This is a genomic window from Bacteroidota bacterium (genome assembly GCA_016722565.1).
In the GTDB taxonomy this organism is placed as follows: domain Bacteria; phylum Bacteroidota; class Bacteroidia; order 2-12-FULL-35-15; family 2-12-FULL-35-15; genus 2-12-FULL-35-15.
Window position 1 is genome coordinate 669,599 of sequence record JADKIU010000002.1, and the last position, 12,869, is coordinate 682,467.

General features: G+C 36.8%; 13 protein-coding genes. 1 reads left to right on the plus strand and 12 read right to left on the minus strand.

The features are described 5' to 3' along the window. Window positions 1–17 precede the first annotated feature (17 nt). Window positions 18–1,559 carry a bacillithiol biosynthesis cysteine-adding enzyme BshC gene (bshC, locus tag IPP64_08330; protein ID MBL0329407.1) on the minus strand — a complete coding sequence of 514 codons (1,542 nt, stop codon included), beginning with the start codon at window positions 1,557–1,559 and terminating at the stop codon, window positions 18–20. 115 nt (window positions 1,560–1,674) lie between these two features. Here bshC and IPP64_08335 point away from each other — a divergent pair, with 115 nt between their 5' ends. After that, complete coding sequence (locus tag IPP64_08335; protein MBL0329408.1) at window positions 1,675–2,235, plus strand: NUDIX hydrolase; 561 nt, start codon at window positions 1,675–1,677, stop codon at window positions 2,233–2,235. Here IPP64_08335 and IPP64_08340 read toward each other — a convergent pair. The 11 genes from IPP64_08340 to IPP64_08390 all read right to left on the minus strand — a co-directional run bounded on the left by IPP64_08340 (window position 2,232) and on the right by IPP64_08390 (window position 12,787). Next, a complete protein-coding gene (locus IPP64_08340; GenBank protein ID MBL0329409.1) occupies window positions 2,232–2,621 on the minus strand; it encodes a DUF1987 domain-containing protein in 390 nt (129 codons plus the stop codon). The two genes, IPP64_08335 and IPP64_08340, sit on opposite strands and share 4 nt — an antisense overlap. A 50-nt stretch (window positions 2,622–2,671) precedes the next feature. Further along, window positions 2,672–3,982 carry a 30S ribosomal protein S12 methylthiotransferase RimO gene (gene rimO / locus IPP64_08345; GenBank protein MBL0329410.1) on the minus strand — a complete coding sequence of 437 codons (1,311 nt, stop codon included), beginning with the start codon at window positions 3,980–3,982 and terminating at the stop codon, window positions 2,672–2,674. 210 nt (window positions 3,983–4,192) lie between these two features. Beyond that, the gene (locus tag IPP64_08350) at window positions 4,193–5,080 is read right to left on the minus strand and encodes an AI-2E family transporter (GenBank protein MBL0329411.1); all 888 of its coding nucleotides are present in this window, start codon (window positions 5,078–5,080) and stop codon (window positions 4,193–4,195) included. Between the two features lie 49 nt (window positions 5,081–5,129). Further along, window positions 5,130–6,083, minus strand: a complete 954-nt coding sequence (gene ftsY / locus IPP64_08355; protein MBL0329412.1) for a signal recognition particle-docking protein FtsY — start codon at window positions 6,081–6,083, stop codon at window positions 5,130–5,132. A gap of 118 nt (window positions 6,084–6,201) precedes the next feature. Then, a complete protein-coding gene (locus IPP64_08360; GenBank protein MBL0329413.1) occupies window positions 6,202–6,357 on the minus strand; it encodes a DUF4295 domain-containing protein in 156 nt (51 codons plus the stop codon). Window positions 6,358–6,429: 72 nt separating this feature from the next. Beyond that, window positions 6,430–6,612 (minus strand): 50S ribosomal protein L33, encoded by a 183-nt coding sequence (rpmG, locus tag IPP64_08365; GenBank protein MBL0329414.1) that lies wholly within the window; start codon window positions 6,610–6,612, stop codon window positions 6,430–6,432. 109 nt (window positions 6,613–6,721) lie between these two features. Further along, window positions 6,722–7,093 (minus strand): M24 family metallopeptidase, encoded by a 372-nt coding sequence (locus IPP64_08370; GenBank protein ID MBL0329415.1) that lies wholly within the window; start codon window positions 7,091–7,093, stop codon window positions 6,722–6,724. Between the two features lie 1,168 nt (window positions 7,094–8,261). Then, window positions 8,262–8,501 carry a 50S ribosomal protein L28 gene (locus IPP64_08375; GenBank protein MBL0329416.1) on the minus strand — a complete coding sequence of 80 codons (240 nt, stop codon included), beginning with the start codon at window positions 8,499–8,501 and terminating at the stop codon, window positions 8,262–8,264. Between the two features lie 90 nt (window positions 8,502–8,591). Next, window positions 8,592–10,070, minus strand: a complete 1,479-nt coding sequence (locus tag IPP64_08380) for an MBOAT family protein (protein MBL0329417.1) — start codon at window positions 10,068–10,070, stop codon at window positions 8,592–8,594. A 3-nt stretch (window positions 10,071–10,073) separates the two neighbouring features. After that, on the minus strand, window positions 10,074–11,342 hold the full coding sequence (locus tag IPP64_08385; protein ID MBL0329418.1) for a hypothetical protein: 1,269 nt from the start codon (window positions 11,340–11,342) through the stop codon (window positions 10,074–10,076). Beyond that, the gene (locus tag IPP64_08390; GenBank protein ID MBL0329419.1) at window positions 11,339–12,787 is read right to left on the minus strand and encodes a hypothetical protein; all 1,449 of its coding nucleotides are present in this window, start codon (window positions 12,785–12,787) and stop codon (window positions 11,339–11,341) included. The genes IPP64_08385 and IPP64_08390 overlap by 4 nt, the downstream gene beginning before the upstream one ends. Window positions 12,788–12,869: the final 82 nt, after the last annotated feature.

A 12,869-nucleotide genomic window follows, 5' to 3' on the forward strand; every position in this document is an offset into this window, starting at 1 on the left:
TTCGTGGCAGACATCGACTATTCTAATATCATTAATTTAAAATCAAACGGATCAAATGCTGCTTTTAAGTCGGGGATAAACTGTTTGCCTGCTTTCAAATAATAGGGGGCAAAATTATCGTATCGTTCTTGCAAAATTCCTTCCGGCAAAAATTTATCTTTCAATTTTTTGATCTGATTGATATTTATTTCCTGCTTTTGTTTTTCCGACTTCAGTAATTTATTCTCAATATTTTTCAACCCGGCCAATGCTTTTTGCGCTTCCGCTTCCACACTTGCTTTTAATGTAGGATCAAGAACACTCACTTTCTCTGCTAATTCTTTGTAAAACTTCACCAACTGTGCTTCCTGCTCTTTCAATGATACATCGGATGATGCATTTTTACTCACAAACTCTTTTGTAAGAGCATCCAAATCTTTAAACAAATCTTGAGGAATTAATCCTAATTTCTGTAATTGCTGACTCGCTTTTTCATCGCTTAACAAAGCAAAATTACGAGGCATCAAAATCGGGAAATTTATTCCATGATGATCGAACATGGCTTTGTATTCAAACCAATATGCCAATTCACCGGGACCACCAACATACGCAATGTTGGGTAATATTTTTTGTTGATAGAGCGGACGTAAAACGACATTCGGGCTATAAACTTCAGGAGAAAGATTTAACACTTCAGAAGTGGCGGATTCAATACGTTCACGACTATTGTCCGACAATTTAAACACATTGATTTCACGAGGATTCACTTGTGCTTTATGACCGATTTTTTCTAATTCGGCAATAGTTTTATTGACGATTTTAAAATTGGTATTATTTGAAATATCGTCTTTGATAATGTCAACAAATTCTGATTTTAAACGGGCATCATCCGCATCCAAAATAACCAATCCATAAGCTGCAAAAAGATGATGCACCAAAGAGCGTGTTGCTTCCGCCAAGCTGTTATTTTTCAAATACGCTTCCGAAAACAATTCTCCTAAATCTTTTGCATTTTCGGAGGTGCCTAAAATTTGATTCAATTCGGCAACCAATGGGCTTAAAGAAACAGTATTTAGTCGGCCAACCGCTCCACCGGCATTTGTTTCCCATGTTAATGTTTTGCCAAACAAGTGAATGGAGGCAATTTCATCAAAATCATGGTCTTCCGAAGTCATCCAATACACCGGAACAAAATTATGCTCCGGATATTTCTTTTTTAATGCTTCCGCTAAGTTAATCGTGGAGATAATTTTATAAATGAAGTATAACGGACCGGTAAACAAACATAATTGATGGCCAGTGCAAACTGTAAATGTTTTCGAGTCCCTCAATAATTGAATGTTTTGAATGGACAGAGCATTGTTGCTCAAGCTCTTATGCTGTTCCAAAAGAACTTCCACTAACAATTGTCGGTTGGTGTTCTCTTTTCCTTTATCTGCGATTGCTTGTTTGAACGAATCAATTTCAGGAGCATACGCATAAAAAGAACGGAGTTTAGTTTCTCCGCTTATATAATCTAAAAACAGTTTCGAAAACTGTTTTGTTTCTTCGAAGGAAATCGTGTGTTTTTTAAGCGTCATAATTGAATAACAAAGGTAAGGAAATGAGGATTATAAATGCTATAAAATGTAAATACACCTGATTCAACAATCCAAATGCAATTAATCCTTTAAATTTGTAAAAAAATCTTTTTGTATGAGCAACGAACACATCAACCCTTGGAAAACCTTAACATCAGAAAAAGTGTACGATTCACCATGGATTGGACTTACCAAGCATGATGTTTTAAATCCGAATGGCAACCCGGGAACCTATTCCGTGATTCATTTCAAAAACATGGCGTTGGGTGTGTTGGCTTTGGATAAAGATTATAATACCTGGATAGTCGGACAATACCGTTATCCGATTAATCAATATTCTTGGGAAATACCTGAAGGTGGCGGCAAATGGGATGTTGACCAATTGGATTCGGCAAAACGAGAATTATTGGAAGAAACTGGAATAACAGCTACCAAATGGACAAAAATACAAGAGATGCATTTGAGCAATTCGGCAAGCGATGAGTTTTGCATTTTATACATTGCACAAGACTTGAGTTTTGGAGAAGCACAACCGGAGGACAATGAACAATTAGAAGTAAAAAAAATTCATTTTAATGAATTGTATCAACTGGTGGAAGAAGGTGAAATTACGGATAGTTTAACCGTAGCTGCTGTTTTAAAAGTAAAGTTGATGCTATTAGAAGGAAAAGTTTAATGACTAACAGCATCAAACACTTCCTTGAATTGGAATGGAATATCTACCATGTGCTGAAAGTCCTCCCCTGCTTCACGAATATCTTCATCATCGTACGACCAGATGACAACAACAGAGTTTCCTGCATCATACAGCTCTTTCAGTTTATAAAGCATAAACAAAAACATTTTGGAAGAGGAAATATTAAAGTACTTCAGATTAAAAACAAACAAGGTGACTTTATTGGGTGCTTGCACGTATTCGTCCAAGAAGTCGAGTACCGGCATGTATAAATCTTTGCCATCCAAGGGTAGTGAAACTCCTTTAATTTCAAACACACCACTTTCCTTGTCCATGATAATGGTAGGATACAAATCGGTTTGATTTATTTTAACAAGCTTTTTCATGCTTGTCGAATGTAGTTACTTTTTAGATAGGTAAGAAAAGAAATCGATGATTAAACGACTTCACCATACAAATCGTAATCTTCGGCAGACGTAATTTTCACGTTCGCAAAATCTCCTACCCGAACATAATCGGTATCCGCTTTCACCAATACTTCGTTATCTACTTCAGGAGAGTCGAATTCGGTGCGACCGATAAAATAATCACCTTCTTTTTTATCAAATAACACTTTGTACGTATTTCCAATTTTCTTTTGGTTCAAGTCGTAGGAGATTCCCATCTGCAAAGCCATTACCGCTTCTGTTCGCGCTTGTTTTGTTTTTGCAGAAACATCATCTTTTAACAAATAGGCATGTGTATTTTCTTCGTGTGAATAGGCGAATATTCCTAAACGTTCGAATCGAGATTGTTCCACCCACTCCAACATTTCTTCGTGGTCTTTTTTCGTTTCACCCAGATATCCAGCAATCAAAGTCGTTCGAATAGCGATTCCCGGCACTTTATCACGAATTTGATTCACCAAATCGATTGTTTTTTGTTTGGTCGTTCCTCTGCGCATACTCTTCAGCATATTGTCGCTGATGTGTTGCAAAGGCATATCCAGGTAATTACAAATATTTTTACGTTCGTTCATCACATCCAATACATCCATCGGAAAACCGGCAGGAAAGGCATAATGCAAACGAATCCAATCAATCCCATCGACATCCGAAAGTTGTTTTAACAATTCCGAAAGATTTCGCTTTTTATAGAGATCCAATCCGTAATAGGTTAAATCCTGAGCGATTAACATTAATTCTTTTGTTCCATTTTTTGCTAAATGCTTTGCTTCCTTTACCAATTCTTCAATCGGTTTTGAAATGTGGTTTCCGCGCATCAAGGGAATGGCGCAAAAAGAACAAGGTCGATCGCAACCTTCGGAAATTTTAAAGTATGAAAAATGGTGGGGAGTAGTGAGTAAACGTTCTCCAACCAATTCGTGTTTATAATCAGCTTTTAATGTTTTTAATAAACGAGGCAATTCACGTGTACCAAAATAACCATCCACATTTGGGATTTCTTTTTGAAGCTCCGGTTTATAGCGTTCGCTCAAACAGCCTGTCACATATACTTTATCCACCAATCCTGCAGTTTTTGCATCCGCATAACGGATAATGGTATCAATGCTTTCTTGTTTGGCGTTGTCGATAAATCCGCAGGTATTGATAATCACAATACTGGAATCATCGTCTGTACTTTCGTGATGCACATCAAAGTTATTGGCTTTTAATTGCCCCATCAACACTTCACTGTCTACAATATTTTTAGAACAGCCAAGTGTAACAACGTTCACTTTATTTTTTTTTAATGTTTTTGTTTTCAATTTTTTTGTTTTAATCTTTTACAAAGATAGTTTATTCAAAGCTGACGAACGAATACTAGTGAGCTATTGACTTTATTCAAGTGTATTTAGCTTTCCTTCTCCGCTGATTTATAGAAGTCATCGCCATATTCTAAACGATACACTTTAATCATAATCAACAAATAAGAAATCAATAAGGGGCCAAAAATAAATCCGGGAATACCAAACCATTTAAAGCCAACAATGACACCAAAAACGGTCGTAAGTGGGTGCACATTCGCGATTTTTTTGAAAGACCAATCGAAAAAGATTATCAATGTTTGTGATGACCACAATTCCATAAATCAAAATGGCACCACCTTGCCAGTATGCACCTTGCGACAATTGAATTAATCCGGCAGGAAGCCAAATGATACCCGAACCAACAAATGGAATAAACGAGAGGAAACCACAAATCATTCCCCAGAAAAAGGGTTCTTGCAATCCAAATATCCAAAAACCGAAAGCTGCAGCACAACCTTGAATCATCGCCAATAAAGGAGAACCCAAAACATTTGAATAGGTTTGGGAAACTAATTCTTTGGCAAACAGTTTGGCATTTTCTTTTTTATAAGGCAATAAACGTTCGATTGAATTTTCGATATCTGCATCAGTAAACAGCAAATAAAACAAAATGATATACATAATGGCGATGTCCGCCAAAATGCTCAATGTTTGTCCTAATATGTTCGGAATAAAATTGGTAATGCTATTTTGTAGATACACCAGATTGTCTTGCGTGAGCAAATTGAAATTATATTTTGCGCTGAGCAAGTTATTCAATTCCTGAATCTGCAAATAAAAATCAGCGGAACCGGCAAACAAGCTGGCAACCTTAGCGGTAAGAAGATAGGTGACTGAAAAAACAGGAATTAAAATAACCAAAAAAGAAAGCACCAACACGATCATGGCTGCAAGTCCGCGTTTCAATTTTGTTTTTTTAGTTAAATAATTCATGAAGGGAGCACAGATAATATAAAAATAACCGCTCCTAAAAATGCGGGCACAAAACCAAACAGCGCAACCAATAAAAAAACTGCTAGTAGCAAAATGCCTGACAGTGCGATGGTATGCTTTAATTTATCCGGTTCAAAAAATGCCATTTGTATTGACAGTAAAAAATGATTTATTATTGTTTAAAGAGACTATCCACAAACTCATGTTTGTTGAATACTTGCAAATCTTCCATTCCTTCCCCCACTCCGATGTATTTTACAGGAATTTTAAACGAATCGGAAATACCGATGGCTACGCCACCTTTAGCGGTACCATCTAATTTAGTTATCGCCAATGCATTGACATCGGTAGCAGCCGTAAACTGCTTACACTGCTCAATTGCATTTTGTCCGGTTGAACCATCCAACACCAATAAAATTTCATGAGGAGCATCGGGAATGATTTTCTTCATGACGTTTTTTATTTTGGTCAATTCCGTCATCAAATTAATTTTGTTGTGCAAACGACCAGCGGTATCAATGATCACCACATCAGCACCTTTTGCAACAGCAGACGTTAATGTATCAAAAGCAACAGAAGCAGGATCTGCATTCATACCTTGTGAAACTAAAATTGCATCCGTACGTTCGGCCCAAATCTTTATTTGATCCACGGCAGCAGCACGGAAGGTGTCAGCAGCGCCAATCACCACTTTTTTTCCTGCATTCCGAAATTGATGTGAAAGTTTTCCGATGGTGGTTGTTTTTCCAACACCATTAACGCCAACAACCATAATTACATAAGGTTTTTTGCCTTCAGGTGTTGAAAAATCGGCTTTATCTTCTTGTCCGTTGGATACCAATAAATCTGCAATCACTTCTCTTAAAAGATCATTCAGCTTCTCTGTTTCTACTTTTCGTTCTTTCGAAACACGTTCTTTAATTTTATCGATGATGCGCAAAGAGGTGTCTACTCCCACATCAGAGGTCATTAATATTTCTTCTAAATTTTCAAGTACCTCATCATCAATCGTAGCTTTTCCCATAATCGCGTTGGCGATTTTGCTGAAAAAACTTTGTTTGGTAACGAAGAGTCCTTTATTCAGACTTTCCTTTTTTTCCTTACTAAAAAAACTAAATATTCCCATAACGATTAAATCTCCTGTATCCGATCTTTTGGGTGAATGCCGAAAAGAGGGAAATGTATAAACAATAAAAGCTTCCCCTTGTTTGGAGAAGCCTTTAGATAAAACGAATCAATGAAGATTATTTATTTTTCAAAAAATCTTGGATATGATCATTGTGAATGATCTCTTCTTTAAAAGAGTAAGCACCTGTTTTAGGTGATTTTACCATTTTAATCACTTTAGTAAAGTTATTTCCTTTACCAGATTTAAGTGTTGCGACAACCTTTTTAGCCATTTTGTATAAGTTTAAAGTTTAAAAGTTTAAAGTCCAAAGTTCCACGGAACCTGTCTTTACACAATAAACGAATTATTTAATTTCTTTGTGAACAGTTACTTTTTTCAAGATCGGGTTGTATTTTTTCAACTCTAATCTTTCGGTGGTGTTCTTTTTGTTCTTAGTTGTAATGTAACGAGACGTTCCCGGCATACCGCTGTCTTTGTGCTCAGTACATTCCATAATCACCTGAATTCTGCTGCCTTTTTTTGCCATTTTATTTATTGTTTTTCAAAATTGGAGTGCAAATGTAAAATTTTTAATTGAAATCCACAATATATTTTGTGAAATTATGGGTGTATGCTCCTATTTTTAGATGTATCCCCTATTTTATTTTGTTAAACAGGCTTTCTTCCTTCATCAGCGCCTCTATTTCCTCCGCTTTTTTGGGTACTTTATCGGATAATACTTCCGGTGCTCCGGTGGTTATCAAGATATCGTCTTCAATCCGAACACCAATATTCCACCATTTCGGGTCGCATTTGGATCCTGCAGGGATATAAATGCCCGGTTCAACCGTTATCACGTTCCCGGGAGTCAGTTTACCATAATTTCCGGGATCGTGTACATCCAAGCCCAGGTAATGTGAGGTTCCGTGGAAAAGTAGTCTAAAAAATCGTTTGCATTCGCAATAATTCCATATTCCAGCAAGCGTTTTTGAATCACAGCAACGGCAGCCTTGTGGGGGGCACGAAATTCAGCTCCGGGAACACAGGCTTTGATTCCTGCTTCTTGGGCTTCCAGCACAATGTTATAAATGATTTTTTCTTCCGGGGAAAATGTTCCATCCACCGGAAAGGTGCGGGTCACATCAGCGGTATATCCGTGGTATTCGGCTCCGGCATCTACCACCAGCAGGTCGCCCCCACTCAGCTTCTTCCGGTTGGTTTCATAATGCAAAATGCAGGAGTTTTCACCACCACCCACAATGGATGGATAGCCCACATATTCAGAACCTTGATTCTTAAACATATATTCCACCACTGCCTGAGCCTGATATTCTTTCATCTCCGGCACCAATGCTCGGCCTACTTCATTGTGTGCCATACAGGTCATTTCAATGGCTTTGCGAAGCAACACCATTTCTTCAGATTGTTTGATTTCACGAAGGGTGGCTAACCAATCAGCCAGCCTCAAATAATCAACGTTTTTGTTGGAATAGGTTGTTTTTGCTCGAAAATGCTTGATTAAACTATATAAATCGCCCTTATCATTTTTATTATCACGTACATCGTCAATAAAATCCAGATGATATACTTTATCAAAACGATCGAAATCTGTTTTAAAATCGGCAAATTGACTGTTTAGCAGCACTGCTGCAAAGCCCAATTGTGTTATAACACCATCTCTTCCCAATATTTTACCAATCCAGGCTTCCTTGGCCGGATCGCGGTCTTGCACAAAAATCAATTCATTGGTTTTGATGGTATCATAAAAGGTCTGCTCTTCCTTAAAAATGATAAGCATCGCATTGGGTTCATTTAATCCGGTTAAATAGTAAAAATTGGGATCTTGATGATAAATAAACTTGGTATCGTTTGCACGCTGGCGCTCAGCTCCCGCAAAAACGACCGCACAGGTATTGGCAGGCAGGAAATTGCGAAGCGCTTCTCTTCTCCCCTTGTGGAAGTCTTTGGTAAGCAAATCGCTATCATAGTTTTGTGAAAAACCGGTGATTGAAATGCAAAGGAGAAAAAGTGTATTCGCTAATTTCATGGTTTTAGGTATCTATAAAAATTCCCGCATTTAGCAGGATTAATGAAACCAAAATATTTGATTACAAAAGTCAAGTTTCATCAAATAAAAAAACGTTACTACAAAAGTAGTAACGTTTTTAAATATAATTTATACCGTTGGTGTAATAATTACTTTTTCAAGAAACCAGCAGCTCTTGCTTCTTTTACAACAGCAGAAATACCGTTTTTGTTGATTGTTTTAAGAGCAGATGTTGAAATTTTAAGCGTCAACCACTTATCTTCTTCAGGTAAATAGAATTTTTTCACTTGCAAGTTCACATTGAACTTACGTTTCGTTTTTGTATTCGAGTGAGATACTTTGTTACCTACAATCGCTTTTTTTCCTGTGATTTCGCAAACTCTTGACATTGTATTTTGTATTAAATATGTTCTATTTTTTAATTTCGGACTGCAAATATAGGAATTTGTATTTAAATGACAAAAATATTCTGAATATTGTTAAAACTGCAAATAAATCGGCATTACCTGGTCGGATTGTTTTACTTGAATCATAATCCAGATAAATACCAGCATAATGGCTACACGCCCCGCTATGGAGATGTTTGATAACACTTTAACCGACAACGTTTCGTAAGCTTTCGGGATAAAATGGATAATATACCCCAATAACATTACGCCAAATACCACCCCATAGGCTTCCAACATCGGTTTCCAAGCGGAACCATTAAAATTGGTAAAGATTTGCGATAAAATCACTTGTGCATCCTGAAAAGAGCTGGCTTTGAAGAAAATCCAACAGAAACAAACAAAGTGGAAGGTGATAATCACGCCAAGTAATTTAAAGATTTTGGATTTAGGGTTTAGGATTTTAACAGATAATCTTATTTTGTCGATTGCCAAGGCAATCCCGTGCATGGCTCCCCAAACGATAAAATTAAACGAGGCACCATGCCATAAACCACCCAGAACCATAGTAATCATTAAATTCAAATACTGACGGAACTTCCCCACTCTGTTTCCACCCAAGGAAATGTATAAATAATCTTTTAACCAGGATGAAAGCGACATGTGCCACCTGCGCCAAAATTCGGTAATGCTGCTGGATTGATAAGGGGAATCAAAATTCTCATTAATAGTAAACCCCATCCAGCGGGCCATCCCAATCGCCATATCGGAATAACCGGAGAAATCACAATAAATCACCATGGCATAACCATAAACGCCTAATAAACATTCGATGCCGGAATGCCGAGAAGGATCATCAAAAATGTATTGCACATAATTTACATAGATATAATCGGAGATGACGACCTTTTTAAACAAACCACCCAAGATTAAATACATTCCTTTTGAAATGTCTTCCTGCGTAATGTGTATGTCTTTTCGAATTTGCGGAATAAAATCAGATGCCCTTACAATCGGCCCCATCACCAACTTTGGAAAGAAAGAAAGGAAAAAACAATAATCCAAAAAGCTGGATACCGGCTTAAATTTTCCACGATACACATCGATGGTATAACTCAAATTTTCGAATGTATAAAAAGAAATACCGATGGGCAGAATCAGCTTCAATGGTTTGATTTCACCTAGTTTCAGGTCATTGATGATTTCAATAAAAAAATCGGTGTACTTAAAATAAAACAACAGACCCAAATTGATAATAATGCTAAAAATCAGAATCGCATTTTTTCTTCCTTTTGTTTTGGCCGTATAAATCCAGTTGGAAAGATTAAAATCCACGACTGCAGAAAGTAAAATAAATCCAAAATAAAATCCGCAAGCTTTGTAAAAGAAATAAAGTGAGAAGATAGTGAAGTATACTACGCGTGTTAATTTGCGTTTATACAAAAATTGATATCCCAATAAAAATACAGAAAAGAAAAACAGGAAGAAGCCACTATTAAACAATAGTGGATCTTTCGCATTGTAGGTCAACTGCGAAATCAGTTTATCGATATCGAAATGAAAGTCGAACATCCTCTACTTTAACTTTTGTTTTTTATATTCTTCAAACCCTTCCATCAAGGCATTGTAAAACAAATCGCCTTGAATCTGATAACCTTTGCCAGTAAAATGAACACGGTCTTTTGCTGTCAACTTCATGGCATACCATTTCCCCATAGCACCGTAACCGCCCATTATTTCATATAAATCCCAATAAGCAATGTTGTTCTTTAAACAATATTCCACAACCGTTACGCGTGCCACTTTCATGTCCGGATTTTTCACTCTTCCGTTGCGTGTTCTACGATACGAATCCGGAGGTGTGGTAATCACGATGGAAGTATTCGGATTAGTAAGCTTTACACTCATCACCAACGAATCAATGCTTCTATAAAAGAAATCTTTATCAAAACCTGCCGAATACGCTTCATTTGTTCCCAATGAAATAATCATTAAGTCGGAGCTCAAATATGTAAGCTGTTGTGTAAAGTATTTCGACATTACATAATGACGGTATTCTGCGCCATTCACGCCAATCATGTTATACAAAACTCCGGCTGAATCATTTTCCAACAACATCCCATAAATTCGTGTTGCACGTTGATGTGCCGTATCGGAATTTTTATTGCGCAAATAAATTTGACGAACAGGTTTATCAAATTTCAATTCGGAAACAAACGGGTTGGTTGATTTATCGGTTGATTTAAACAAACCACGTTCACAATTCAATTCATCACAAATGCTTATATCAAAATTGTTCAAGCCTTTTTCATGAAACAAAGTAAACTTTGTAAAGCTATATCCCAACTTCGGTTGATCTTTCACCATTAAATTAATTTCCGCCAACGAATCATTTGTTTCAATTGTAAATCCGCTAATTCCGATGGGCAAAGGTTTATCGTAAAATACGTTTCGTTTATAATCCCAAGGTACATTAGTAATTGTTTTGTAAGAGGATGGTTCGTTGCTTTTTGCGGAACGGTAAGGAAACACCAATCCCCTTCCGGCATTACCGAATTTCAGTTGTAATTTTTGTCGCACTAAACCCGAAAAATGATCGGCCTGAATATGAGAATCACCAATATGTGTTATGTTTAAGCGAGTAATCTTTTTTTGTTCTAACTGATCTAATTTTTCATAAAACGAGTTGAGTGAGGTGCTGTCGTTTTCAATATGATTCAACTGGTGTTTTATAAAAACATATTGCTTATATGCAGTAGAATCCAGTGTTTGTGCCTTTGCTGAAGCAAGACACAAGACGCAAGAAACAAGACCTGTTAGTATATTAAGGATTCGTTTTCTCATTTTAATTTTTTAGATGTATCAATTCCAACAGCAACATTCTTTTGGGGGACATCTGATTTTAAATTCATTTTTTTATTGTAATCGTTGTATTCACTGATGATTTTACTGAACAAGAGTTTACCAACTTTATGTGCACCTTTAAAATTGAAATGCGTATAATCTCTGTTTGCAAAAGCGGTATCACCTTCTACCCACTTCACCATCGAACCGTTTCCGCCCATGGCATCATACAAGCTCCAAAAGGCCAATTTATTGTCTTTCGCCATTCGTTTTTGTGCTTCCACCAAAATCGGCACACTTGGATCGGTTTGATACACTCCGTCTTTACGGTAACTCTTATCTCCTACACTAATCAATAGAATGCTAGCATTCGGGAAACTGGCTTGCATGTGTTTAATCACCACATTCATCCCTCTTTCGTACCAGGAAAAGTCGGTAACACTTGGATTCACAGCATTTAATCCATATTCTAAAATAATTAAATCATAATCCAAACATTGGTTAGTAGATGAATAAATGGCTTGTTTTACTTTTTGGATGGGCAATCCGGAGTTTCCGCGAAATGAAAAATTGTCGACAAATACACCACTATCACTTTCTAAACTAAATCCATAAACATCGATGGGCGACTTACATTGAAAACGTGCATTTACTTGTTGCGAAAACGTATTCACCACCAATTCGTTTACAGGATTAGTACCGGATAATTTATATCTACTTCCATTGATTACCACAAAATTTTCGCCTTCACTTTTTCCGTAAATCAATTTTGTTTGCATAAACTTATCTAAGTGTTTACGCTTTACTGCTGTGTATTTCACATAACTTCCTGAAGTAGTATTGGTGGTATCAACCACATTAATCGTATTGGGTACAAAGCAATATCCTGCTATTCCGAGTGAATGTCCGGCAGGAATGTTTTCTAATAAGTTATAGGTGGTCCATCCGTCAAACGAATGAAACACACTGGTTCTAAATCCTGATACGATGGATGTGATAGGTACATAGCCCACTCCGCTACCGCCAAAATAATCTTGTAAACATTCGCGGAAGTCTTGTGTAATCAAATCGCCTTCAATCATGGAATCACCAAAATAAGCGATGCGTGTTTTGTGTTTTTTCTTTTTAATAAGATTAAGTGATTGAAAAAAATGCGATAAGGCAGAAGTGGAATCTTCTTCGAAATCAAAAATATTGCTGGAGTCGGTTTGTCGCAATGCAAAGGCCACACTGTCTTTTGCAATGATGGAATCATTAATGGCTTTGTATGAGATAGCCGCTTTTTTAAACACTCCATTTTGAAGGATGTCGCCAAGCGGAGAAACTTTTTTTGTTTTGTATCCGAATACGGTAAACTCGGTATTGAATTGTGAAAGAATGAGCAACAAGATGGTGATGCTAAACACCATGATGAACGGTTGTGAATTCCTGTTGTGGTTGCTCATAGAAACTAAAAAATTGAATCAAAGATACTCTTTGATCTCTTGCAAAAGCGTGCTTAAAAAAAATATAATAAAAAACGCTCTG